At 74.2% G+C, this 23,580-nt stretch carries 22 protein-coding genes; 8 read left to right on the top strand and 14 right to left on the bottom strand.

The features are described from left to right. Positions 1-87: 87 nt before the first annotated feature. On the top strand, positions 88-1,122 hold the full coding sequence (locus ACIO92_RS25775) for an NUDIX domain-containing protein (RefSeq protein ID WP_366442561.1): 1,035 nt from the start codon (positions 88-90) through the stop codon (positions 1,120-1,122). Positions 1,123-1,379: 257 nt separating this feature from the next. Here ACIO92_RS25775 and ACIO92_RS25780 read toward each other — a convergent pair whose 3' ends face one another. Together ACIO92_RS25780 and ACIO92_RS25785 are read right to left on the bottom strand one after the other, a co-directional pair. Then, entirely contained in the window at positions 1,380-2,060 is a 681-nt protein-coding gene (locus tag ACIO92_RS25780) for an MBL fold metallo-hydrolase (protein WP_366442560.1), read from the bottom strand. 87 nt (positions 2,061-2,147) lie between these two features. Further along, positions 2,148-3,512, bottom strand: a complete 1,365-nt coding sequence (locus ACIO92_RS25785) for a dipeptidase (RefSeq protein ID WP_402282904.1) — start codon at positions 3,510-3,512, stop codon at positions 2,148-2,150. 164 nt (positions 3,513-3,676) lie between these two features. Here ACIO92_RS25785 and ACIO92_RS25790 point away from each other — a divergent pair, with 164 nt between their 5' ends. Further along, the gene (locus ACIO92_RS25790) at positions 3,677-5,299 is read left to right on the top strand and encodes a geranylgeranyl reductase family protein (protein WP_402282902.1); all 1,623 of its coding nucleotides are present in this window, start codon (positions 3,677-3,679) and stop codon (positions 5,297-5,299) included. A gap of 107 nt (positions 5,300-5,406) precedes the next feature. Here ACIO92_RS25790 and ACIO92_RS25795 read toward each other — a convergent pair whose 3' ends face one another. Beyond that, positions 5,407-5,859 (bottom strand): nitroreductase family deazaflavin-dependent oxidoreductase, encoded by a 453-nt coding sequence (locus ACIO92_RS25795; protein ID WP_366442722.1) that lies wholly within the window; start codon positions 5,857-5,859, stop codon positions 5,407-5,409. Between the two features lie 328 nt (positions 5,860-6,187). Between ACIO92_RS25795 and ACIO92_RS25800 the strand changes: the two genes are divergently transcribed. The 3 genes from ACIO92_RS25800 (at position 6,188) to ACIO92_RS25810 (ending at position 9,123) form a co-directional block, all read left to right on the top strand. Beyond that, positions 6,188-6,883, top strand: a complete 696-nt coding sequence (locus tag ACIO92_RS25800) for a TetR/AcrR family transcriptional regulator (protein ID WP_402058973.1) — start codon at positions 6,188-6,190, stop codon at positions 6,881-6,883. Between the two features lie 138 nt (positions 6,884-7,021). Beyond that, complete coding sequence (locus ACIO92_RS25805; protein ID WP_402058975.1) at positions 7,022-8,458, top strand: sensor histidine kinase; 1,437 nt, start codon at positions 7,022-7,024, stop codon at positions 8,456-8,458. Then, positions 8,455-9,123 (top strand): response regulator, encoded by a 669-nt coding sequence (locus ACIO92_RS25810; protein ID WP_402058977.1) that lies wholly within the window; start codon positions 8,455-8,457, stop codon positions 9,121-9,123. Before ACIO92_RS25805 ends, ACIO92_RS25810 begins: the two co-directional genes overlap by 4 nt. Here the strand turns inward: ACIO92_RS25810 and ACIO92_RS25815 are convergent. After that, positions 9,084-9,344, bottom strand: a complete 261-nt coding sequence (locus tag ACIO92_RS25815; protein WP_402282899.1) for a hypothetical protein — start codon at positions 9,342-9,344, stop codon at positions 9,084-9,086. The two genes, ACIO92_RS25810 and ACIO92_RS25815, sit on opposite strands and share 40 nt — an antisense overlap. A gap of 184 nt (positions 9,345-9,528) precedes the next feature. Here ACIO92_RS25815 and ACIO92_RS25820 point away from each other — a divergent pair, with 184 nt between their 5' ends. After that, positions 9,529-11,049, top strand: a complete 1,521-nt coding sequence (locus ACIO92_RS25820) for an MFS transporter (RefSeq protein WP_401238946.1) — start codon at positions 9,529-9,531, stop codon at positions 11,047-11,049. Positions 11,050-11,214: 165 nt separating this feature from the next. On the opposite strand, the gene ACIO92_RS25825 is transcribed toward ACIO92_RS25820, so the two are convergent. From ACIO92_RS25825 to ACIO92_RS25850, 6 genes are all read right to left on the bottom strand, one after another. After that, the gene (locus ACIO92_RS25825; RefSeq protein WP_402282897.1) at positions 11,215-13,980 is read right to left on the bottom strand and encodes a hypothetical protein; all 2,766 of its coding nucleotides are present in this window, start codon (positions 13,978-13,980) and stop codon (positions 11,215-11,217) included. Positions 13,981-14,987: 1,007 nt separating this feature from the next. Then, positions 14,988-15,563, bottom strand: a complete 576-nt coding sequence (locus tag ACIO92_RS25830) for a hypothetical protein (protein WP_402282895.1) — start codon at positions 15,561-15,563, stop codon at positions 14,988-14,990. Further along, positions 15,560-16,957, bottom strand: a complete 1,398-nt coding sequence (locus tag ACIO92_RS25835; RefSeq protein ID WP_401238958.1) for a hypothetical protein — start codon at positions 16,955-16,957, stop codon at positions 15,560-15,562. The genes ACIO92_RS25830 and ACIO92_RS25835 overlap by 4 nt, the downstream gene beginning before the upstream one ends. Then, on the bottom strand, positions 16,954-17,763 hold the full coding sequence (locus ACIO92_RS25840; protein WP_366442550.1) for an ABC transporter ATP-binding protein: 810 nt from the start codon (positions 17,761-17,763) through the stop codon (positions 16,954-16,956). The genes ACIO92_RS25835 and ACIO92_RS25840 overlap by 4 nt, the downstream gene beginning before the upstream one ends. Before the next feature lie 136 nt (positions 17,764-17,899). Next, positions 17,900-18,712, bottom strand: coding sequence for a zf-HC2 domain-containing protein (locus tag ACIO92_RS25845; RefSeq protein WP_366442549.1), 813 nt, complete (start codon positions 18,710-18,712; stop codon positions 17,900-17,902). Beyond that, complete coding sequence (locus tag ACIO92_RS25850; protein WP_351784020.1) at positions 18,709-19,212, bottom strand: RNA polymerase sigma factor; 504 nt, start codon at positions 19,210-19,212, stop codon at positions 18,709-18,711. The genes ACIO92_RS25845 and ACIO92_RS25850 overlap by 4 nt, the downstream gene beginning before the upstream one ends. A 212-nt stretch (positions 19,213-19,424) precedes the next feature. Between ACIO92_RS25850 and ACIO92_RS25855 the strand changes: the two genes are divergently transcribed. Further along, entirely contained in the window at positions 19,425-19,763 is a 339-nt protein-coding gene (locus ACIO92_RS25855; RefSeq protein WP_366442548.1) for a thioredoxin domain-containing protein, read from the top strand. Between the two features lie 74 nt (positions 19,764-19,837). Here the strand turns inward: ACIO92_RS25855 and ACIO92_RS25860 are convergent, their stop codons facing one another. Then, entirely contained in the window at positions 19,838-20,053 is a 216-nt protein-coding gene (locus ACIO92_RS25860) for a ferredoxin (protein WP_402282892.1), read from the bottom strand. Between the two features lie 5 nt (positions 20,054-20,058). Further along, positions 20,059-21,249 (bottom strand): cytochrome P450, encoded by a 1,191-nt coding sequence (locus tag ACIO92_RS25865; protein ID WP_366442546.1) that lies wholly within the window; start codon positions 21,247-21,249, stop codon positions 20,059-20,061. Positions 21,250-21,357: 108 nt separating this feature from the next. On the opposite strand from ACIO92_RS25865, the gene ACIO92_RS25870 reads away from it, so the two are divergent. Further along, positions 21,358-22,065, top strand: coding sequence for a TetR family transcriptional regulator (locus tag ACIO92_RS25870; protein ID WP_401238971.1), 708 nt, complete (start codon positions 21,358-21,360; stop codon positions 22,063-22,065). A 353-nt stretch (positions 22,066-22,418) separates the two neighbouring features. Here ACIO92_RS25870 and ACIO92_RS25875 read toward each other — a convergent pair whose 3' ends face one another. Together ACIO92_RS25875 and ACIO92_RS25880 are read right to left on the bottom strand one after the other, a co-directional pair. After that, the gene (locus tag ACIO92_RS25875) at positions 22,419-23,192 is read right to left on the bottom strand and encodes a maleylpyruvate isomerase family mycothiol-dependent enzyme (protein WP_402283008.1); all 774 of its coding nucleotides are present in this window, start codon (positions 23,190-23,192) and stop codon (positions 22,419-22,421) included. A 163-nt stretch (positions 23,193-23,355) separates the two neighbouring features. Further along, positions 23,356-23,574: a Ycf66 family protein gene (locus ACIO92_RS25880; protein WP_402282890.1), complete on the bottom strand. Its 219-nt coding sequence runs from the start codon at positions 23,572-23,574 to the stop codon at positions 23,356-23,358. Positions 23,575-23,580: the final 6 nt, after the last annotated feature.

The raw sequence follows: 23,580 nt of genomic DNA on the forward strand, positions 1-23,580 counted from the left end.
GCGGGCGTGCCCCCGGACAAGTGTTCGCGGGTTTCCGTGGCAGGGTGTTGCGGGCAAGCCACAGGGGGCCGTCGAAGAGGGGGAATCGTGATCGTCTGGCTCAACGGCGCGTTCGGCGCGGGAAAGACCACCACCGCACGCGAACTGGTCGAGCTGATCCCGAACAGCACGCTGTACGACCCCGAGACCACCGGCGGGAGCCTGCGGGCCCTCCTGTCGGCCAAACGGCTCGCGGAGGTCGAGGACTACCAGGACCTGCCGATCTGGCGGCGCCTGGTGGTGGACACGGCCGCCGCCCTGCTCGCCGAGACCGGTGGTGTCCTGGTCGTGCCGATGACCCTGCTGCGCCAGGAGTACCGGGACGAGATCTTCGGCGGGCTCGCCGCCCGCCGCATCGATGTGCGCCATATCCACCTCTTCCCGGAGGAAACGATCCTGCGGGCGCGGATCGACGGGCGGGCCGACTACGGCGACCCCGACACCGACGCCCGCGTCCGTGCCTGGTGCCACGGCCGTATCGCGTCCCACCGCGCGGCCCTCGGCTGGCTCGCCGCCGACGCCCACGCCGTCGACACCTCGGAACTGACCCCGCCCGAGGCCGCCCGGTCCGTCGCCGACGCCGTCCGCAGCGGCCTCGCCGCCCCCTGCGGGATCGTCCAGACCCCCGAGCCCACCCGGGAGACCCTCGCCGCCGGGGTCCTCCTCTTCGACGACCAGGACCGCTTCCTGCTCGTCGACCCGACGTACAAGCCCGGCTGGGAGTTCCCCGGCGGCGTCGTCGAGTCCGGCGAGGCACCGGCACGCGCGGGCGTGCGCGAGGTCGCCGAGGAGATAGGCATCGAACTCGACACCGTGCCCCGGCTGCTGCTCGTCGACTGGGAACGGCCCGAGCCGCCGGGCCACGGCGGGCTGCGCCTCCTCTTCGACGGCGGACGGCTCGGCCCGGCCGACACCGCGCGCCTCCGCCTCCCCGGCGCCGAACTGCGCGACTGGCGCTTCGTCACCGAGGAGGAGGCCGCCCACCTCCTGCCGCCCGTCCGCTACCGCCGGCTCCACTGGGCCCTGCGCGCCCGCGAACGCGGCACGGTCCTCAACCTGGAGGCGGGCGTCCCCGTCGGCTGACCGCCCGCCCCCCAGGACGGCTGAGCGGCCGGTCCGAGGGGCCGTCGTTCCCCGCCCTGTCAGCGTGGTCGGCCGGAGGGGCCGCAGCCCCTGCCTCGTCAGCGTGGTCGGCCGGAGGTGCCGCCGTTCCCGCCCCGTCCACGCGGCCGTCCGCCTCGCACCGCGTTCGCGCGGCCGTCCGGCAGACCGGCCGGGGGCCACGCCCCGCCCGGACCACGCCCCACCGGGGGCGCATCCGGCCACCGTCCCGCCGGGAGCTACTTGACGGCCGCCTTCAGCAGGGCGGCCGTGTCCTCCGTCACCGGAGCGCCGTGGCCGCAGCACAGGACCGAGGGCTCCAGCCCGGCGAGGGTCCGCATCGACTCCACGGCCAGCGCCCGGTCCACATGGAACACCCCGAACATCACCCCCTCCACCGACGCCACCGTGTCCCCGGTGAACAGCACACCGTGGCGGGGCAGATGGACGGCGATCGAACCGGGTGTGTGCCCCGGCGTGTGGACCACCACCGCCCCGTCGCCGAACCCCAGCTCCTCCCCGTCCTCGACCTCCCGGTCGACCCGGGTCGGCGGCGCCTCCGGCACGGTCAGACCGTGCCGGAACAACGGGACCTCCCAGTCCAGCAGATCCGGTTCCGGTACGGGGGCCTCGCCCCGGACCACCGGCGCGTCGAGCCGGTGGGCGAGGATCTCGGCGCCGTACCGGTCCGCCAGTTCCTCCGCCGCGCCCACATGGTCCCGGTGGCAGTGGGTGAGCACGATCCGCCGCAGCCGGTCCGGGTCGCCGCCCGCCCGCCGTATCGCCTCCGCCGTGCGGTCCGCCGTACCGGCCCAGCCCGCGTCGACGAGAGTCAGCTCGTCCCCGTCCCGCCACAGGTAGGACTGTCCGATGGAATGGTCGAGGAGGTGCAGCCGCGAAGTGACCCGAATCGGTTCCATGGGGCGAACCTACGCGGCCGCGCGGGTCCGCCCCATGGCTCTACGCTCTCGGCGAGCTTCGCCGAACGCTGAACCGGCCGCCGCCCGTCAGACCTGCTTCGAACGGGCGTAGTTGACCAGGAAGTGCGCCTCGGCCACCGAGAGGCGCTCCAGCTCCTCCGGCGAGACCGACTCGTTCGGCGCGTGGATCTGCGCCTCCGGCTCGCTCAGACCGATCAGCAGGATCTCCGTGTCCGGGTACAGCGTGGCCAGCGTGTTGCACAGCGGGATCGACCCGCCCATGCCCGCCGCCTGCATCTCCTCACCGGGGTACGCGATCCTCATCGCCTCCGCCATCGACGCGTACGCCGGGCTCGACGTGTCCGCCTGGAACGGCTGGCCCTGGCCGACCTGCTCCAGGGTCACCCGGGCGCCCCACGGCGTGTGCTTCTCGATGTGCGCGAAGAGCAGCTTCGTCGCCTCGACGGAGTCCTGGCCGGGCGGCACCCGCAGGCTGATCTGGGCGCGGGCGGAGGACGGGATCGACGGGGTCGCGCCCGCCACCGGGTGACAGTCGATGCCGACCACGGTGACGGCCGGACGGGCCCAGATCCGGTCGGCCACCGTGCCGGAGCCCGGCAGACCGACGCCCGGGAGGACCTTCGCGTCCCGGCGGAAGTCCTCCTCCGGGTACTGCAGGCCCTCCCACGCGCTGTCGGCGGGCAGCCCGTCGATCACCGTGGAGCCGTCGGGCCCGCGCAGCGAGTCCAGGATCCGGATCAGCGCGGCCAGCGCGTCCGGCGCGGCGCCGCCGAACTGACCGGAGTGCAGATTGCCCTCCAGCGTCTCCACCCCGACCCGGATCATCGTCATCCCGCGCAGGGTCGCCGTCACCGTCGGCAGGCCCACCCGGAAGTTGCCCGCGTCACCGATGACGATGGCGTCGGAGGTGAGGAGTTCGGGGTGCTGCTCGGCGTACCGCTCGAGACCGCCGGTGCCCTGCTCCTCGGAACCCTCGACGATCACCTTCACCGTCACCGGGACGCCGCCGTTCGCCTTCAGGGCGCGCAGCGCGAGCAGGTGCATGACCACACCGCCCTTGCAGTCGGCCGAGCCGCGCCCGTACCAGCGCCCGTTCCGCTCGGTCAGCTCGAACGGCGGGCTGAGCCACGCCGACTCGTCCAGCTTCGGCTGCACGTCGTAGTGCGCGTAGAGCAGCACCGTCGGCGCGTCCACCGGGCCGGGGAGAACGCCGTAGACGGACTGCGAACCGTCCGGGGTGTCGAGCAGCGCCACGTCCTGGAACCCCTCGGCGCGCAGGGCGTCCGCGACCCAGTTCGCCGCGCTCTCGCACTCGCTGCGGGGCGCCACCGCCTCGTCCGCCACCGACTCGAAGGCCACCAGCTCCGTGAGCTCGGCCTTGGCCCGGGGCATCAGGGACCGGACGGTCTCGGCGATCGGATTCGAGGTCATGGGCACGCTCCTGGTGGGTGCGACGTTAAGACAAGAGGACGGCGATCGACGTATGTCGTGGTACGGCGAACGCACCGCCGATCCTACGGCGCGGGCCCCTGGCTACCGCGCCGTAGGATGCGTCAGGAGCAGACCACCGGTCGGATCAGGAGCAGAAGCACATCGTGAGCAGCGAGCACACAGAGAACGCCGGTCCGGAGCACACCGCAGAGCACACCGGCCCGGAGCAGACCGCGCCCGGCGGCGCGGCTCCTGACGGCTTCGGTGCGCGGGTGTCGGGGGACACGGACCGGGGCACGGGCCCGGACGGGGACATGGGCGGGGGTACGGAAGCGCCGCTCGCCGGGGACCCGGCCGACGTCCCGGCCCCCGCGACGGCCCCGGCTGACGCCCCGTCGGCCCCGGCGGCCGACGAGCCCGCCGACGTCTGGGACGTCGTGGTCGTCGGCGCCGGACCGGCCGGAGCCTCCGCCGCCTACGCCGCGGCGGTCGCGGGCCGTCGCGTACTGCTCCTGGAGAAGTCGGAGCTGCCCCGCTACAAGACCTGTGGCGGCGGCATCATCGGCCCCTCCCGCGACTCCCTGCCGCCCGGCTTCGAACTGCCCCTCCAGGACCGGGTGCACGCCGTCACCTTCTCCCTCGACGGACGCTTCGCCCGCACCCGCCGCTCGCGCCGGATGCTCTTCGGGCTCATCAACCGGCCCGAGTTCGACGCCCAGTTGGTGGAGCACGCCCAGAAGGCCGGTGCCGAGCTGCGCACCGGCGCGACCGTGAGCCGGGTGGAGCAGCACGGCCCGGCGGTGCCGGACCGGCGCACGGTCGCCGTGGTCCTCGCCGACGGCGAGACCGTCCTCGCGCGCGCGGTCGTCGGGGCCGACGGCAGCGCCAGCCGGATAGGCGCTCATGTGGGGGTGAAGCTCGGGCAGGTCGACCTGGGTCTGGAGGCGGAGATCCCGGTGCCCCCGTCGGTGGCCGAGGACTGGAAGGGCCGGGTCCTCATCGACTGGGGTCCGATGCCCGGCAGCTACGGCTGGGTCTTCCCCAAGGGCGACACGCTCACCGTCGGCGTCATCTCGGCGCGCGGCGAGGGCGCCGCGACCAAGCGGTACATGGAGGACTTCGTCGCCCGGCTCGGCCTGTCCGGCTTCGAGCCCGTCCTCTCCTCCGGCCATCTGACGCGCTGCCGCACCGACGACTCGCCGCTCTCCCGCGGCCGGGTCCTGGTCTGCGGCGACGCGGCCGGTCTGCTGGAGCCGTGGACCCGCGAGGGCATCTCGTACGCGCTCCGCTCGGGTCGGCTCGCCGGTGAGTGGGCGGTCCGGGTCGCCGAGGCGAACGACGCGGTGGACGCGCGCCGCCAGGCACTGAACTACGCCTTCGCCATCAAGGCGGGCCTCGGTGTCGAGATGGCGGTCGGCCGCCGGATGCTCGCCGTCTTCGAGCGGCGGCCGGGACTGCTGCACGCGGCGATCACGGGTCTGCGGCCCGCGTGGAACGCCTTCGCGGACATCACCCGGGGTTCGGCGACGCTCGGCGGCATGGTCCGTTCGAACGGCATGGCCCGGCGGGCGATCGAGCTGCTCGACAAGCGGATGGACACCTCGTCGGGCGTGGGCCCCGCGGGCCGGGGCGTCAGCCAGCGGGAACGCGCGGCGCAGGAGGCCGGGGGCGCGGAGGACGAAGCCGTGCGGGGAGAGGAGAGCGGGATCGAGGGCGTGCGGGCCGGTGGCCCGGACGACGGGGCCGTGAAGGGCCAGGACGCGCCGGAGGCGCCGGGGTCGGTCTGAGACCCACCGGCGGCACCGGGTCCCGGAACGACGACAGGACGACAGCGGGACGACAGCGGGACGACGACAGGACGAGTGGGCGTACGGGCTCCACCGCGCCGGACGGCTCATGCCGCCGGAGTGGTGGGGCCCGTCGGCGTGATGCGGAAGACGGGGTGCCTGGGGGCGGCGGCGCGCAGTTCCCCGTCGGAGGAGTCGGGGCCGACCCCGCCGAAGAAGACGCCGACCTCGGCCTTCCAGCGCTTGAGATAGGCGCGCAGCAGGACGGGCTTGTCGTCGTCGGCGACCTCGACGGCGGTGAACTCCTGCACGTGCTTGCCGAGGATCAGCCGTCCGCCGCCCGCCGCCCGCATGTTGTGGGTCCACTGGACGTGTCCCCGGGGGGCCACGAGGTAGCGGGCGCCGTCCACCGTGAGCAGATTGACGGGGGTGCGGCGCCACTCGCCGCTCTTGCGGCCACGGACCGCCAGCACACGGGAGCCCCAGACGCTGACGCCCCGGCGGGTGGCCCAGGCGACCGCCCGGTTGAGGACGTGGACGGTGAACCACCCGGGCTTCATGACGTGGGCGGAGGCGGAGACGGTGGTGGTGGAGGCGGTGGAGGCGGTGGAGGTGGTGGAGCCGGAGGCCGCGCCGGAACCTGAGCCGGAACCTGAGCTGGAGCTGGGGTCGGTGGGCTGGGGGGAGTGGGCGGGCATGTCGTCCTCCTGGGGTGTCGGGGCGGGGTGGGCGCAGGGTGAGGCGGAGGCCGGGCGGCCTGAGCCATTGCGAGGGCTAAACCGTGAGCACTGCTCTCGCTTGAGATCAGTGTGCACCTTTTGCCGCTCACATTCAAGAGCGGTGCTCTCGTTTCGTATCGGTGCTCTGAAAGTGGTTACACTGCTCTCCATGACGACCGTCCGAGGAGCCCGCGCCCGCGCCCGTATCGAGATCACCGCCGCCATCAAGGACGAGGCGCGCGCCCAGCTCGCCGCCGAAGGCGCGGCGAAGCTGTCCCTGCGGGCCGTCGCCCGCGAGCTCGGCATGGTGTCCTCCGCGCTCTACCGCTACTTCCCGAGCCGCGACGACCTCCTCACGGCCCTCATCGTCGACGCCTACGACGCCGTCGGCGCCGCCGCCGAACTGGCCCTCGCCGAGACCACCGCCCAGCGCCCCCTGGACCGCTGGACCGCCGTCTGCCGTGCCGTCCGGAGCTGGGCCCTCGCCCATCCGCACGAGTACGCCCTGATCTACGGCTCCCCGGTCCCCGGCTACACGGCCCCCCAGGACACCGTCGTGCCCGCCGCCCGCGTCGGCCTCGCCCTGGTCGGCATCGCCCGCCGGGCCCAGGAGAGCGAGGGCGTCGCGCTCCCGCCGCTCCCCGAGGCCCTCCGGCCCGAGGCCGCCCGCCTCGCCGCCGACATCGCCCCGGACCTCCCCCCGGCGCTCGCCGTGGCCCTCGTCGCCGCCTGGTCGCAGCTCTTCGGGCTCATCTCCTTCGAGGTCTTCGGCCAGTTCCACCGGGTCGTCGAGGACCGCGACACCTTCTTCGCCACCGCCGCCCGCCGACTGGGCCAGGACGTGGGCCTGCTGCCGCGCGGCTGAACGCCCCCGGTACTCGCGCCCACCCACCCCCCGTCCGCCCCTCCCCGCCGTACCGCCCCTCCCGCTCCGGCTACTCCGCCGGGAGTACGGGTGACCACCCCGCCGGGCTGACGCCCCCGGGGCGCGGGCGCGGCTAGCGTGGCGGACATGGACCAGGAGCCGACGGACGGACCCCCGCGCCCGTGGGGCCGCCGAGCCCACGGACACCACGGGGCCCACGGGGACCGCCGTGGCGACCGGGGCCACCACGACCACGGGGGCGGATGGACCCACCGGAGCCACCGGAGCCCCCAAGGCGACCAGGGAGACCAGGGCCACTGGGACCAGCGGGTTCACGAGGGCCACCCTGGCCGCTGGGACCGCTGGGACCGCTGGGACCGGGCCCGTACCGGCGGGTGGCTGCCCTGGCGGTCCACGGTGGTGATCGCCCTGGCCGTCGTCGCGGGGAGCGGGTTCGCGGCACACGGGCAGACGGACCGGGAGGCCCTCGATACGTTCGGGCGCGCCCTGCTGCTGCTCGGTGCCGCACCGCTGCTGTTCCGTCACCGGTGGCCCGTGCCCGTGGTGTTCGGCGTGGTGGCCGTCACCCTCGGCTACCTGGCGGCCGGATACCCGTACGGCCCGGTCTTCGCCCTGGTCGCCGTGGCCTGCTTCGCGGCCGTCGTGCACGGCCACCGGACCGCCGCCGCCTGGGCCCTCGGCCTGCTCTGGGCGGGCCATCTGCTCCTCGCGCACTGGCTCTACCGCTGGCTGCCCCCGACCGGCGACGGCCCCGCGCCCTGGGGACAGGAACTTCCCGCGGCGGCCTTCGCGGTGGCCGTGCTCGCCGCGTCGGAGGCCGTACGGGTGCGGCGCGAGCAAGGGGCGCAACTGCGGGCCGGGCGCGCCGCCGCCGAACGGCGCCGCGCCGACGAGGAACGCCTGCGGATCGCCCGGGAACTCCACGACGTGCTCGCCCACTCGATCTCCGTGATCAACGTGCAGGCGGGCGTCGGTCTCGCGCTCCTGGACTCCGACCCGGAACAGGCCCGCTCGGCGCTGACCACCATCAAGGCGGCCAGCAAGGAGGCGCTCGGCGAGGTCCGTCAGGTCCTCGACACCCTCCGGGCCCCCGGGGCCGCCCCGCGCGCCCCGGCCCCCGGGCTGGACCGGCTTCCCGAACTCGTGGAGCAGGCCGCCGCCGCGGGTCTGACCGTCACGGTCGAGACCGGCGGATCCGCTGGGCCCCTGCCGCCGGGCGCCGACCTCGCCGCGTTCCGGATCGTGCAGGAGGCGCTCACCAACGTGGTGCGCCACTCCGGTTCCCGTACCGCCCGGGTCCGGATCGCCCACGGCTCCGGCGGTCCGGCCCTGACGGTCGACGACGACGGTCCCGCCACCGGGACCGAGGCGGGCGGCAGCGGCAACGGGCTCGCCGGGATGCGGGAGCGGGCCGCCGCCCTCGGCGGGACCGTCGAGGCGGGCGCCCGTCCGGACGGCGGCTTCCGCGTCCACGCGGTCCTCCCCGTCCTCCCCGTCCTCTCCACCCGTCCCACCCGCCCGATCGGCTCGATCGGCTCCGAGGAGGCCCCGTGATCCGTGTGCTGCTGGCCGACGACCAGTCGCTGGTACGGGCGGGATTCCGCGCGCTGCTCGACGCGCAGCCGGACATCGAGGTGACGGCCGAGGCGGCCGACGGCGCCGAGGCGGTGGAGCGCGTACGGGCCCTGCGCCCCGACGTCGTCCTCATGGACATCCGGATGCCACGGCTCGACGGACTGGAGGCCACCCGGCGGATCACGGACGACCCGGAGCTGGCGGGGGTCCGGGTCGTCATGCTGACCACGTTCGAACTCGACGAGTACGTCTTCGAGGCGATCCGCGCCGGGGCGTCCGGCTTCCTCGTGAAGGACACCGAGCCCGAGGAACTGATCCGGGCGGTCCGTGCGGTCGTCCACGGGGACGCCCTCCTCTCGCCGGGGGTCACCCGGCGGCTGATCGAGGAGTTCGCCGCCCGCTCCAAGGCCCCGGCTGCCACGGCGGCGGCGCTGAGCGTCCTCACCGAGCGGGAGCGGGAGGTGATGGCCCTGGTGGGCATCGGTCTGTCGAACGGGGAGATCGCCCGCAGACTGGTCGTCAGCCCGCTCACCGCGAAGACCCACGTCAGCCGCACGATGGTGAAACTCGGCGCCCGGGACCGCGCCCAACTCGTGGTCCTCGCCTACGAGTCGGGCTTGGTGAGGCCGGGCTGGCTCGGCTGAGCGGCGAGCGGCGAGCGGCGAGCGGCGAGTAGCGAGTGGTGAGCGGTGGCGGGCAGCCGGTATCGATGGCCGGTCCGGGGCGTGCCGGACCGGCGGTGGACGGTGACGCGGGTCGAGCCGCCCCGGAAGGCGTCGCACCCGACGCGTTTGGTCTCCGCGCCCCGGCTCGCCGCGTACCGGCAGAGGGCAACGCCCGGCCCGGGGAGGAGCGCGACGGGCATGGGGCGTCCCCCACCGCAGCCGGAGCCCTACGCCTTCCGGGGCCCGCACCGCCCACCGCCTCGGGGTCCACCCCGGTCAGGGCCGTACGGGTGGTCCCGTGACCCCGCCGGAGTCCCTCCGGTCGTGGGGCGGCGGGCCGGGGCGCAGAGTGGTGCACTCCGGACCCGCCCGTGGGGAGAGCGCATGACGACGCCGGTGTCACCGGATCCGGACCGACGCCCGGGTCCCGTCCCCGAACCCGACCGGAGCGGCTCCGCGACCGGTGACGGCCGGGGCACGTTCACCACCGCCGTACCCGCCCGTCTCGACCGGCTGCCGTGGTCCCGCTGGCACTGGATGATCGTGATCGGCCTCGGCACCGTCTGGATCCTCGACGGCCTCGAAGTCACCATCGTCGGCAACGTCGCGGGGCGGCTCGCGGAGGAGGGCAGCGGGCTCGACATCACCGCCGCCCAGGTCACCGGCACCGCCGCCGCGCTGTACGTGGCCGGAGCCTGTTCCGGCGCGCTGTTCTTCGGGTGGCTCACCGACCGGTACGGACGCAAGAAGCTGTTCATGATCACCCTGGCGGTCTACCTCGCGGCGACCGCCATGACCGCGCTGTCGACCGAGTCCTGGTGGTTCTTCCTCTTCCGCTTCCTCACCGGCTTCGGCATCGGCGGCGAGTACGCGGCCATCAACTCCGCCATCGACGAACTGATCCCCTCGTACCACCGGGGCCGGGTCGATCTCGTCATCAACGGCAGCTACTGGCTCGGTGCCATCGGCGGGGCCCTGCTGTCGATCGTCATGCTGGACACCGACATCTTTCCCCTCGACGTCGGCTGGCGGCTCAGCTTCGCCCTCGGTGTCGTCCTGGGCCTGGTCATCCTCCTCGTCCGGCGGCACGTACCGGAGAGTCCGCGCTGGCAGCTCATCCACGGGCACGGCGAGGAGGCGGAGAGACTCGTCGGCTCCGTGGAGAAGGAGATCGAGAAGGAGAAGGGCCGGAGCCTCCCGGAACCCGCCGGACGGATCACCGTCCACCAGCGCGGGAGCATCGGCTTCGGTGTCATCACCAGGACCGTCTTCGCCCGCTACCCGCGCCGCGCGGTGCTCGGACTGGCGCTCTTCATCGGCCAGGCGTTCCTGTACAACGCGATCACCTTCGGTTTCGGCGTCATCCTCTCCACCTTCTACGGAGTCCCCACCGGCCGCACCGGCTACTACTTCGCCGTCATCGCCGCCGGGAACTTCGTCGGCCCGCTGCTGCTCGGCAAACTCTTCGACACCGTCGGCCGCCGGATCATGATCTCCTCGACGTACCTCCTCTCCGGCCTCCTGCTCTTCGTGACGGCCTGGCTCTTCGGCCGGGGCTCCCTCACCGCCACCACCCTCACCGTCTGCTGGTGCGTGGTGCTCTTCTTCGCCTCGACCGGCGCCTCCAGCGCCTATCTGACGGTGTCGGAGATCTTCCCGATGGAGACCCGGGCGATGGCCATCGCCTTCTTCTACGCCCTCGGCACGGCGGCCGGAGGCATCAGCGGACCGCTGGTCTTCGCCGATCTCACCGGCTCGGGCGACGTCGGCGGCACCGTGCTCGCCTTCTGCATCGGGGCCGCCCTGATGTGCGCCGGAGGCCTGGTGGCGGTCTTCCTCGCGGTGGACGCGGAACGCCGCTCCCTGGAGGACATCGCGGCGCCCCTCTCGTCGGAGCCCGCGTGACCGGCGCGGGACGGGCCCCGCGCCGGGGGACGGAGCCAGGGGGACGGAGTCCCGAGGAGGGAGGGAGTGTCGGGCGGGTCGTGCCGATGGCACCGGTCCCCGGGCGGGGGCCGGTGCCATCGGCCGGGCGGTGCGCTCGGGCACCTTCCGTGCGGGACGCGGGCCTCAGCGCCGGGGCGCGTCGGTGACCCGGCCCGTGAGGAGCGGGCCGTCCGGCCAGTCACCCTCCTCCTGGTAGATCTTCACCCGCATCCGCAGGGACTCCTCCGGCTCCGTCAGCGCGTCGGTGACGGTCGGCACGGACACCTCGGTGCTCGTCTCCCCTTCGGGGACCTGGACCCACAGGGAGGAGCCGTTCGCGGACAGCGGCCGTTCCGGGTCGGGGACGTCGCCGATGCGGGAGAGCCACTCCGCGTCGACGTCCTTCGTGGACAGCTCCGCCCCCGCGTCCACCGGCAGCAGGTCCCACCGCGTCTCGACGGCGACCTCGGCGGGCTGGGAAAGCCGCATCTTCCAGACGAGATTCTGGCCCTCGGTGACCGAGTCGGCGACCGGGGTCACGGTGATCGTGGGCATGGGATCGTCGTTCTTGGCGAGCACCCCACCGAAGGCGCTGCCGACGGCCACGCCCCGCACGGCCTTGACGGCGACCTGATGGTCGCGGTCGATGTCGTAGCGCGTGTCACCCTCCACCGTGAAGGACACGTCCACGGTGGAGCGGCCCGCCTCCACCGCCACCGTGCGGACCGTGGACACGTGCGTCTCCGGGTCGAGGACGGCGAGCTTGATTGTGCCGCCGCCCTTGCCGGTGACGCGGACGGGCACCCGGTGGGTACGGGTGCCGGAGTCGCCCTCCTGGACCGTCAGCCGCCCGATGTCGATGCGCGGGAGCGGGACGGGACGCACCGCCGGGGTGCCGGGGCGCCAGCCCCAGGCGTCCATCAGCCACAGCTCGCCGGGACCGCCGCGCGGGACGAGTTCCAGCGAGCGCGTCCGCTCCAGGTCGACGCCCGCGGCGACGGCCGCCTTCAGCGGGACCCTGACCTCACGCGCCCAGTGCGAGGTCGTCATGTCGGAGCCGGGGAGGCCGTCGACGGTGACCTGACCGAGCGTCACCCGCTTGCCGGAGGTGTCGGTGACGGCGACGTCGAGCAGGGTGCCCCGGGTGTTCGGCGGCACGATCACCCGCAGGGCGAGCGCGTCGGAGCCCGCCAGCGAGAAGGCACGCTCCGGCGTCAGCCGGACCGGGTTGCCCGGCCCGGTCCAGCGGGCCGTGACGGCGTTGCGGCCCGGCTCGCTCTCGGCGGCCCTCCACGACGCGAAGTGCGGTGACCGGCCGGGGCCCGGGTCCGCCGGAAGACAGGCCCGGTCGCCGCTCGTCGCGGTCTGGTCGCACACGCGTCCGTTCACGACCGTGAGCGGGGCGTCGGCACCGATCGCCGGGGTGCGGTTGCCGCCGACGGCGTGGGTCAGCACCCGGGCGGGGTCCGCCGAGGGCGCGCGCAGACCGGAGCCGTCGAGCAGCGGGCGGACCCGGTCGTCGCCGAGGAGGAAGAGTCGCGCGGCGGCGGCGATGTAGGTGCTGCCCGCCGCCCGCTGCTGTCCGGCGGTCAGCCGGGTCGCGGACCGGGGCGAGCAGACCGGGTCCGGGTCGCCGGGGGAGTCGTCGAAGGCCGGGCCCTCGGCCTCGCCGGGCGTCCACTGGCTGTTGAAGAAGTTGTGGTTGGCGCCGACCATGTAGACCGCGCTGTGCAGCGCCGTCCCCCGGCCGACGCCCCGCGTGCCGTCGAGGTAGATCTGGCCCTGGAGGTCGCTCACGTCTCCGTCGCAGCCCGGCAGGATCGTCATGGAGGGCACGTCGGGCGTGGGGTTCTGGCCGAAGTTGGTGGGGCCGATCATGACCGTTCCACGAATCCGCCAGCTCACCGGCCCCCCGTAGCCGTCCTCGGCGGGCGGCGGCGGGGACACGCTGTCCAGGGCGGCCCGGTTGACTCCCTCGCCGCCCCGGGAATGGCCGACCAGGAGGACCTTCGACAGGTCCACGGGCTCCGTCGCCCGTACGGCACCGGGGGCCTTCCCCGGGTCCGCGCCCCATTCCGCCCAGCGGGCGAGGTGCTGCCGTATCAGGGAGGAGCGGGCCTGCGCCCCGAAGTCGGCCGCGCGGTTGTCCTGCGAACTGATGCCGTTCGCGGAGAGGGAGACCGTCACATAGCCCTGGGAGGCCAGGAGCCGCTGGTCGTGCAGATGGCCGCGGTGGCTCGGTATCTCCTTGTAGCCCGGCTTGCACGGCCAGTGCAGGGTGGGGACGTCGTTGCCGGGCTGGTAGCAGGTGACGCTGCGGCCGTGGAGGAAGAGGGCCAGCGGTCGCCTGCCCGGCGCGTCCGTGGGGCCGACGACCGTGGCCCGCATCTCCACCGGCTCGGCGTAGCCCGGCAGGCGCACCGGATCCAGGGCGTACTCGCCGCTGGTGGTGCGGTACTTTCCGGCGACACCGGGATCGACCTGGTTCGCCGGGTACGGGGCCGGGGGCGCCGTCGCGGCCGACAGGCGCCGCTCGCCGGGCGCCCGAGCGGCCCCCGCTGCGTCCAGCCGCCGCGTACCGGCGACCACCTGGAGTTCGCCCACCGGCCCGAGCTCCACCCCGTCGAGGGGGAGCCGGAAGGTCCGCTGGTCGGGGGAGGCCTGCGGGACGCCCAGGGTCCGCTTCCCCGAGCGGAACTCGATCAGGGCGCCGCCGACGCCCACGGGCTCGGGCGCGCTCCACACCAACTCCCCGTCCCCGAGGCGCCACCCCTCCGGCAGCCGCTCCCCGGCGGCTCCCGCGGGCGCCCCGGGTATGGATCCGGCGGGTGGCTGCGCGTACGCCGGCGCACCTGCCGCCAGCGCCACGACCGCCAGCCCCGCGGCCAGCGCGCGTGAGACCTGTCCCACGATGGTGTCTCCTCGTCCTCGGTCATGCTTCGGCGCCCCGGGAATCCCAGGGGCGCCCTTTCGTAACCGGTAGACGTCCGAACCCTTCGGGGGTTGCGCCTCCGCCGGGAACTGTTCGACCGGGACGGCGATCTCATGACCGGGACGGCGGCCTACTGGAGGGGACGGTGACCTCAAGAACGGGACGGCGGCCTCGCGGACCCCGGGCACCCCCCCGGGTCGTCTTTCCGGATCGGGCCGGTGGGGCGGCCGGGCGTGCGGTGCGGTGGGCCGCGAGGCGGAGGAACAGCGGAGGTACGCGGCTGCTCCGGCGGTGCGGCGAGGTGCTGTGCCGGGCGCCGCGCGGGACGGGCGGGATCTGACCGTCCCGGCGGGACCGTCAGCGTGTGGTGCACCGGCTACGAGGAGAGGCGGCCGTGCCGGACGTCCCTCAGTCGTCGTAGAACCGGACGTCCCTCAGCCGTCGTAGAAGAAGAGTTCGAGATCCTCCACGGACCCCGGTCCGGTCAGGAAGGCCTCCGCTCGGGCGATCTCCTTCTCCGGAGGCACCCGGCCCTCCCGAAGGAGCCGGTCATCCCTCTCTCGCCCTGCTCGCCGATCGCGTAGACGCCGGACAGCGGCTCGGCCATGCCGACGGGATCCCCGGGGCGGCGTCCGACGACGGGCCGGAGTTCCCAGCCTCCCGCCCGCGCGGCGAGCCGGAGCCCCCCCGGCCCAGTTGGCGATCCGCCCGATCCGCCCGATCCGCACGTGCCACGCGTCCTCGGTGGACGGAGCCGGACGGCCGCCGTGCAGGGCGTTGGTCGCGGCCATGATGTCCGCCATCACCTGCCGTTCCACGGCATCACGAACCCAGCGCCCCTCCCGCGCTTCCTCGACGGAGGCCGTCCACCACTCCCACGCGTCGTCCAGCCGGGCCTGGACGTATCCATCCCGACAGCGTCCCACGCCCGGGGCAGCCACCCTTCAGGGGCGCCCCCGGACCCGTACCGGAGCCCGGCCCCCGTCTAACGCCTCGGGCCCCCGACCACGTACACCGTGGTGCCGACGACGGCCAGGACGACGGCCGTCCAGGTGGCGGCCTGCGCGCCCGGCTCCCTCAGCATCCAGCCCAGGACCTGCGAGACCGTGCCCGTGGAGGGCGGGGCGACGAAGGAGACCGACAGCCAGGCGAACGGCGGGAGCCACGCGTACGCGGCCCCGCCCCAGGCCGCCCCGAGGGCGACGAGCCCCAGCAGCCCCGCGCTGTTGCGCGCCACGAAGGAGGGGGAGACCGGCTGCCCGCCCAGCGCCTGAGCCGCCAGCAGCACCCCGCCGACGAACGCACCGCAGAGCAGCAGGTGCGCCGCCCTCCGGGGCATCCAGCGGATCGCCGCCGTCCGGTCCAGCGCGAGGTCCTGCCCGCCGAGTCCGACCGAGAACGCGGCCACCCCCGCGAAGAGGACGAGCGTGGACAACCGTGGATCCTCCAGCGACCCGCCACTGATCCTGGCGAGCGCCCACACCGTCAGCGCGCTGCCCACCGACACGGCGAGCGAGGCGGGCGCCTGCCGTGAGCGGGCGTACAGCGTCAGCCGTCTCACCAGAACCTCCCCCCGGCCAGCACGGTGAGCGCGTCCTGCGAGCAGGAGACCGCGGCGGCCCGCATGGCGATGATCCGCTGCCGCTGTTCCGCCCGCGGCAGCGCGGTGAACCTCTCCCAGACCCGACCGGCCAGTTCGGTCTGTCCCTTCGTGGTGTGCATCGTCCCGTCGACCGGCCGGGGTTCCTCCCCCAGGACCCAGGCGAGCGCGATGCTCTGCGCGACGGTGTCCTCCAGCGTGCCGCTCTCGTTGACGCTGCGGGGGTTGCACAGCGGGGCCATGCCCTGGGCGACCAGGACCCGGGTCAGCCGGTCGCCCGTGGCGTCGGCCATCACCGTGTCGTCGAAGTCGATGAACACGGAACGGGAGTCGTGCGGCTGCCGCGCCAGGGCGCCGAGCGCCCGGGGGACGGTGGTCTCGCGGAAGGTGGCGGGCGCCGCGTCGCCCAGGGCGCCGCGCATCAGGCGCAGCGCCTCCTTGCCGGGACCCGCGAGGCCGTCGAGGCGCGCCTGACGGACCGCCGCCACGCACACCGGACCGTCGCACACCTGCGCCGCCGCGGCCCGGTCGACGACGTACGTGTCACGGGGGTGGGCCGGGAGCACGAGCAGGGCGAGGGCCCCGCCCGCCAGCAGGGGGGTGAGGGCGAGCAGCCGGGTGCGCGGGCGGGTGGCCGCCAGCAGCGCCAGGCCCGTCGCGGCCATGCCGAGCAGCCAGAGCGTCTGCCCGAGGTGGACGGGGACGGAGAGCGTGAGGAGGGTTTCGCGCACGTCCACCACCGGGGGCGACAGCAGTGAGAGACGGTTCGGCGCGGCGGACGTCGGCAGCACGTGGTCCGAACTCTGGACCTGCCGCAGGAAGCTGACGGAGAGGAAGGCGCACACGGCCAGCGCGGGCGGTGTGAGGACGGAGGGCAGGGTCCGTGCGACCCCCATGCCCAGGGCGGCCCCGGCGGCCAGCGCGAGCGCCGCCACCAGTGAGATGGGCAGCCAGCCCAGAGGGGTGTAGGAGGTGTCTCCGGCGATCACCCGCACCGAGCCCACGAGGACGAGCAGCGCGAAGGCCGAGCCCAGGGCGAAGGCCATCGTGCCCGCGAGGGAGGCCGCGCGGTGCAGAGGGGGCCGGGGGGTGCTGGCCAGTAGCTCGGCCACCTTCGACCGGTGGTCGCGCAGCCCCTGGAGCGCCCCGAGCCCCACCGCGACCGGCCACAGGAAGACCAGCAGGTACCGGGTCCACAGGGCCATCGAGGTCCACTGGGCCGTCCACAGCGTGGTGCCCGTCCACCACGGTCCGGGGACCAGGTGCAGGAACGCGAGCGAGGTCACCAGGACGACGGCACCGGCCCACGGGGCGACGGAACGCCTCAGCTCGATGCGCAGGATACGGAGGTTCACCAGGTGCCCTTCATCTGTACGGGGTCGGCCAGCAGGGCCGAGTAGCCGCGCTCCAGGGGGCTGTCGCCCACGTGTTCGGGGCCGCCCGCGGCGGCCAGCTCGTCCGGGGTGCCCTGGAAGACCAGCCGCCCTTCGGCGAAGAGCACCACATCGGTGCAGGCGGCGGCCACGTCCTCCACCAGATGGGTGGAGACGACCACACAGGCGTCCCCGCCCAGTTCCTGGAGCAGTTCGCGGAAGCGCAGCCGCTGCGCCGGATCCAGGCCGACCGTCGGCTCGTCCAGCAGCAGGACGGAGGGGTCGTTGACGATGGCCTGGGCGATGCCCGCCCGCCGTACCATCCCGCCCGACAGGGACTTCATCCGCTCGTCGGCGCGGTCGGCCAGGCCGACCCGCTCCACGGCGCGCTGCACCGCCGCCGGGATGTCCGGCCCGGGGACCTCCTTCAGCCAGGCCATGTACTCGACGAACTCCCGCACGGTGAACCGCTTGTAGTAGCCGAAATCCTGCGGCAGATAGCCGATCCGGCGGCGCAGCGCCCGGTACTCGCCCAGCCCGCCCGTGGACTCCCCGAGCAGTTCCAGCGTGCCTCCGGCGGGCCGCAGCACGGTGGCCAGCGCCCGGATGAGGGTGGTCTTGCCCGCCCCGTTGGGGCCGAGGAGACCGTGGACGCCGGTGCCCAGGGACAGATCGAGCCCGTCGACGGCCATCCGGTTCCTGCCGACCTTCACCTTCAGTCCGGTCGCCCGGATCTCCCAGGCGTAGGCCGTGGGGGCGATGTCGGCCCCGCTCACTGTGGGCATCATGCGCTTCCTCTTCTTACGGGGGTCCCGGGGGTCCCGGGTGACTCGGGTGGACAGGGAGAACCCGTCGGGGCTCTCAGGGGCACGAGGGGTACGGGGACTTCCCGGCGTTCCGGGGTCTCCGGGGTCTCCGGGGAGTTCACCGGTGGGCGCCCGGCACGGTGTACGCGCCCCTGCGGGCGATCACCACGCCGACGCCGAGCGCGAGGACCAGCCCCCACACCGGCAGGATGTCCGTCCGCAGGACGAAGCCCACGCTGTCGGTGACCAGGACCGGCACCATCACGGCGACCCACGCGGCCACCAGGGCGACGGCGGCGCGGGCCATCCCGATGAGCCCGCCGAGCGCCAGGGTCATCGAGGTGAAGGCCAGACAGGGCAGCAGCCACTGCACGGCCGACACGCCCGTCGTCCAGCCTCCGGCCAGCAGGGCGGGGACGACCACGGCGAGCACGGACGTGGTGCGCCGCAGCACCAGTTGCAGCCCCGCCCTCGGCGTGACGGACGTCAGCTCGTACGCCGGATCCAGGCCGCGCGACCACGAGGCCGCCACGCCGCACACGGGCAGGACGGGGGCGAGCAGCAGGAGCAGGGGGACCCGGCCGGCGCCGGGACCCACCAGGTCCATCACCAGCGCCAGTGCCGTCACGGCCAGGACCATGGCCAGCCACGGCGTCATGGCGGGCGTCGCCCAGGAGGAGAGGCGCGCCCGGAGCCTGCGCGGCGGAGCGGGGACGGTCGCCGCCAGTCGCGGTTCGAGACCGGACCAGACGGCGGCGGTCAGCGCCGTCACGGCGGGCACCCCGGCCGTCACGGCGGCCGACAGCCGGTCGCGGCAGACCCCGCAGCCCTCCAGATGGGCCTCCAGGGCCCACACCTCGTCCGCGACGAGGTCCGCCCCGCCGTGCGCGTATCCGTCGATGAGCCGTGCCGACGCGTGTTCCACGTTCATCCCAGGGCCTCCCGCATCACGATCCGGGCCCGGCGGGCACGGGTCTTCACCGTTCCCTCGGGCAGTGCCAGCAGAACGGCGGTCTCCCTGACGGACAGCCCGTCCAGCACCATGGCCTGCAGTACCTCCCGGAGCTCCGGGGCGAGGCGCCGCAGCGCGTCGCCGACGTCGCCGCCGACGGTGGACAGCAGCGCCTCCTCCTCGGCGGCGGGCGCCACGGGGTGCGGCGCGGCGGCCGGCGGCGGCTCCGCGTGATGGGCCCGGCGCCGGAACGCGTCGACGAGGCGGCGGGCCGCGATCGTCCACAGCCAGCCGACAGCCGTCCCCCCGGTGCCGCTCCCGGCGAAGGAGCCCGCCGCCCGCCACACCGCCAGATACGTCTCCTGCATGACCTCGGCGACGATCTGCTGGTCGGCGCAGCGGCGGCGCAGCCGCACCGCCAGCCACGGCGACGTGCGCCGGTACAGCTCCTCGAAGGCGGCCCGGTCGCCCCGGGCCACCCGTCGGAGGAGCCGCTCCTCGTCCAGTTCCTGCGGCGCTGCCGCCCCCACTCGCTTCACACCTGCTAGACGCCCGGCGGGGGCGGTGGGTTTTCCCCGGGAGGTGATCCGGGTCACAGGGCGGTGCCGCCGGGGTCGGGTGCTCTCGGGAGCCCGGTCCCGCGCGGGGGATGATGGGGGCGGAACGACGGAACACGAGGTCAGGAGCTTCCATGGCGAAGCGGGTTCACCAGCCGCGTGAGGACGCGGAGTTCGATTTCATCCTCAGGATGAGCGGAGTCCCGGTCCTCGCGTACTTCATCGGGACGTGGCCGAAGGCGATCGAGCCGTGCCGGGTGGCGGACCTCGTCATGGGCGGCATCGCCGACGAGTACACGGGCCGTCTGACGGCCGTCCGCACCGACATCACGCGCTGCCCGGCCGCGACCGAGCGGTACGGGATCACCGGAGCCCCGTCCTGCGTCCTGCTGAAGGACGGGGAGGCGGTGGCCCACGGCACGGGACCCATGACCACCGCCGAGGTACGGGAACTGCTGGACGGCCACCTCTGAGCGACCCCGGCGGACACGCCCCGGCGCGTCCGCCCGTCCGCCGGTCGCCATGACGCGGCCGTCCACGGCACGTCTCAGGGGCGCGGGGCGATCACCGAGGCACCGTCGTGGACCGTGATGGCCTGGGCCGGGCAGACGTCGGATGCCTCCAGGACCCGGTCGTCCGGGGCGAAGGACCCGGCGAGGGGCCGCGCGTGCTCCCCGTCCAGGGCGAACACCTCGGGCGCGATCGCGGCGCACATGCCGGACGCCATGCAGAGGCCGGGATCGACGCGTACGCTCCAGGGCACCGCCGTCACCAGCCGATCGGCATGACGCGCGGGCCGCGCACCAGCATCTCGGACTTCCAGGCGATGTCCCCCGCCAGCCGGAGCCGGGGGAAGCGGGTGATCAGCGCGACCAGGGCCTCCTGGAGTTCGAGCCGGGCCAGCGGTGCGCCGAGGCAGTGGTGGACGCCATGGCCGAAACCCAGGTGCTGGTTGCCCTCGCGCGCGATGTCCAGCACCCCGGGGCCGCCGAAGCGCAGCGCGTCACGGTTGGCTGCTCCCGTCGCGACGAGGACGGGCTCCCCGGCCCGTACGAGCGTGCCGCCGACCTCGATGTCCTCCGTGGCGTACCGGGCCTGGCTCGCGCCGCTGCCCAGGGGGACGAACCGCAGCAGTTCCTCGACGGCCGTGCCGATCAGCTCCGGCTTCCTCCGCAGCAGTTCGAGCTGGTCGGGATGGTCGAGGAGGGTGAGGGTGAAGTTCGGGATCTGTGACGCGGTCGTCTCGTGTCCGGCGACCAGGATGCCGACGCAGAGGTCGACCAGTTCGAGCTCGGACAGCCGGTCCCGGCCGTCGCGGGCCTCGATGAGGGCCGTCATCAGGTCGTCCTGCGGCTCCTCGCGGTGTCCCGCGATCAACCCGGCCATGTAGGCGCGCAGTTCCTCGCGGTTCGCGTCGAACTCGGCGGCCGTCAGCGAGCTGGTGGAGAGCGCCGCGTCGCTCCACACCCGGAAGCGCGGGCGGTCCTCGGCGGGGACGCCGAGCATCTGGCAGATCACCGCGACCGGGATCGGCAGCGCGTACAGGTCCACGAGGTCGGCCGGAGGCCCCGCCGCCTCCAGCTCGTCCAGGAGTTCCGCCGCGAGCTTCCGCACCTGGGGGCGGAGCCGCTCCACCTGGCGGACGGTGAACGCCTTGGCCACCAGCGACCTCAGCCGGGTGTGGTCCGGCGGATCCATGCTCAGGATGCCGCTGTCGCTGCTGCCCTCCGACTGACGGGGCTCGTCCCGGCCGACCCCCATGGCCCGGCTGAAGCGCTGGTCACCGAGGACGAGCCGGGCGTCCGCGTACCGCGTGGCGAGCCAGGCCGGTTCGCCGAAGGGGAGCTGGACGCGTAACAGGCCGGGCTGCTCGCGCACCCGCTCGTACTCCTCGGCGAGCGTCAGCCCGTCGGCGGTGTTGAAGGGGTAGGCGAGGGGTGCGGTGTCGGCTGTCGTCACTAGGGCCTCCCAGTTGTAAGCACGTGCTTACAACGCTAGGACCGGAGATCGGTGCGGTCAACGACCGTTTATGGCCGTTATCCTGACGGGCCGTCTGAGAGGACCGTCATGGATCGATCCGCCCGTACCCGCGCCGTAGCGGAGGCCCGCGCCGACGACGGGCCGACGGCCTCCGGCGACCCGGGGGGCGGTGACCTGGGTGGCGGCGACCCGGGTGCCGGACGGCCGACGCGCGCTCCGGCCGGGACGGCGGGCGCCGAGCGGCGCAGGGACGCGGCGGCCACCCGCCGCAGACTCCTCGACGCGGCCCGTGACCTGTTCGCCGAGCACGGCTACGAAGGCGCCAAGGTACGGGACATAGCCGAGCGTGCCGGGGTCAACCAGGCCTTGCTGTTCCGCTATTTCGGTTCCAAGCAGGGGCTGCTGACGGAGGTCGTCGCGCGGGGCGGCCTCGAACAGGTACGGGCCACGCCCCCCGAGGAACTCTTCGAGACGGCTCTCCGCTCGATGCTGACGCGCGACGCGGACGGCACCGAGGACCGTTCCCTGGAGGTCTACCTCCGCTCCCTCGGCAGGGGCGAGGAGACGGCCGGGGCGCTGCGCGAGCTGGGGGAGAAGTACCAGAGCGCCCTGGCGTCCCTGTCCGGCGCCGAGGACGCGGCGCTCCGCGCCGACCTGGCGATGGCCTGGCTGCTCGGGATCGGCATCCTGCGCACGGTCGTGGCCCGTGAACCCCTGGCGAGCGCGGACCCCGAAGCGGTCTGCCGTCTCGTGCTCGGCACCCTCGACGGTCTCTGGGACGCCCCGGAGGCCTGAACGGGGCGGCGGGTCGTCCCGAGCCACCCCGGGCCGAGCGCTCCGGGCCCCGGCCGGAGCACGGTGCCGGGTGCGGGGACACGTAACCGGCCGCCCCGCGACCCACCGCACCGGGCGCCTCGGACCCGCCCGGTGAGATCCGGAGGAGGCGGCCCGGCCGGGTGCGACGGCCCCGGGCAGGGCCGCCTCCTCCGGCCCCGGCCGGTCTCCGGGCCTTGAAGCACCCAGCGAGCCCGGACGGGACCGAACGAGCCCGGACGGGACCGAACGAGCCCGGACGGGACCGAACGAGCCCGAGCGGGGCCGACGCCGACGGCTCGTCGTCCCGGTGGCCCCGGGCCTCCACCGGCCCGTCAGGACCAGGTGATGGCGGACCCCTCCCGCCAGAGCCGGGCCAGTTCCTCGTCGCCGGTCAGCGTGACCGCGGTGACCGGCAGCCGGTTCCAGAGGGTCAGGTACAGCCGGTCCGCCGGACCGCTCAGCTCCGTGTCCGGCACGGGAAGGACCGTTCCCGCACCGGTCGCCCGGTGCCCCCGGTCCGTGTGCGGCGGCTCGGCCGCCGACAGGTGCACGGTCCAGACGTCACCCGTGTCCGTCGTCCGCAGCCGCAGGATCCTCGGCTCGGGCGTCCGCAGCCTGCTGCCGCCGTCCCCGCCGTGGAACGCCCGCAGCAGTTCGTCGAGACCGTCGGCGGCCAGGTCCGGGGCCACCGGACCCGGCCCGCCCGGGAGCGCCGACTCGGCGTCAGCGCGGTGCACGGCCGTCTCGTGGGCCTGGCGCCGCGCCCAGAAGGCGAGCGGTGAGGGAGCGGGCAGGAAGGTCCAGCAGTCCAGCGACTCCGGTGCCCTCCGGAGCGCCGCCACCAGGGCCGCGTGCCCCTCCCGGTAGTACGTGAGCAGTTCGTCGCCGTCCAGTTCCGGTTCACCCGCGCCGGGGTGGTACGCGGTGCGCCGCTCGACCACGAGGTCCGTGGCCCAGCGGTGCACCATCGCCACGTGCCGGAGCAGGTCACGGACCCGCCACTCCGGACAGGTCGGTACGTTCGCGTCCGGCCCGGCCTCGGCGGCGGCGTCCGCCAGGGCCCGGCCGGCCGTCTCCAGTGCCTCGATGTGCTCCGAGATCTTCATGTTTCCGCCGGTGTTCTCGTCCATGGGCGGGATTGTCGCAGTCGCCGCACCGAAGAGGGGGAGGTCCGGCGGATCTGCCTTGTCGGCGCCGATTGTTGTGGTATGGGAACGGCAGGTGGGCCCGGCACACGAAGTGCCGGGCCCACCTGGCCGGGTTCCTGCGTCAGGAGGTTTGGCCCGGTCCGCCCGGTCCGTTCGGTTCCCCGTCGTCGCGCCGTGAGGTCCGTTCGAAGAACCACGCCGTGGCGAACACCACGGCGGAGCAGGCGAAGGTGACCGTCGCCGAGGCCCTTCCCGACGTGACCCAGAAGACGATCCCGGTCAGGAGACCGAGCACTCCCAGGAAGAAGAACGCCGTCGAGTTCCTACGCGATTCGTCCATGTGACT

The organism is Streptomyces sp. NPDC087215, assembly GCF_044744885.1.
Classification (GTDB): Bacteria; Actinomycetota; Actinomycetes; order Streptomycetales; family Streptomycetaceae; genus Streptomyces.

Excerpts from the sequence above, each read along its gene's own strand:
- ACIO92_RS25780 (WP_366442560.1), bottom strand. The coding sequence starts at position 2,060 with ATGGAACCGATTCGGGTCACTTCGCGGCTGCACCTCCTCGACCATTCC.
- ACIO92_RS25785 (WP_402282904.1), bottom strand. The coding sequence starts at position 3,512 with ATGACCTCGAATCCGATCGCCGAGACCGTCCGGTCCCTGATGCCCCGG.
- ACIO92_RS25795 (WP_366442722.1), bottom strand. The coding sequence starts at position 5,859 with ATGAAGCCCGGGTGGTTCACCGTCCACGTCCTCAACCGGGCGGTCGCC.
- ACIO92_RS25800 (WP_402058973.1), top strand. The coding sequence starts at position 6,188 with ATGACGACCGTCCGAGGAGCCCGCGCCCGCGCCCGTATCGAGATCACC.
- ACIO92_RS25815 (WP_402282899.1), bottom strand. The coding sequence starts at position 9,344 with ATGCCCGTCGCGCTCCTCCCCGGGCCGGGCGTTGCCCTCTGCCGGTAC.
- ACIO92_RS25820 (WP_401238946.1), top strand. The coding sequence starts at position 9,529 with ATGACGACGCCGGTGTCACCGGATCCGGACCGACGCCCGGGTCCCGTC.
- ACIO92_RS25840 (WP_366442550.1), bottom strand. The coding sequence starts at position 17,763 with ATGATGCCCACAGTGAGCGGGGCCGACATCGCCCCCACGGCCTACGCC.
- ACIO92_RS25845 (WP_366442549.1), bottom strand. The coding sequence starts at position 18,712 with ATGAACGTGGAACACGCGTCGGCACGGCTCATCGACGGATACGCGCAC.
- ACIO92_RS25855 (WP_366442548.1), top strand. The coding sequence starts at position 19,425 with ATGGCGAAGCGGGTTCACCAGCCGCGTGAGGACGCGGAGTTCGATTTC.
- ACIO92_RS25870 (WP_401238971.1), top strand. The coding sequence starts at position 21,358 with ATGGATCGATCCGCCCGTACCCGCGCCGTAGCGGAGGCCCGCGCCGAC.
- ACIO92_RS25875 (WP_402283008.1), bottom strand. The coding sequence starts at position 23,192 with ATGAAGATCTCGGAGCACATCGAGGCACTGGAGACGGCCGGCCGGGCC.
- ACIO92_RS25880 (WP_402282890.1), bottom strand. The coding sequence starts at position 23,574 with ATGGACGAATCGCGTAGGAACTCGACGGCGTTCTTCTTCCTGGGAGTG.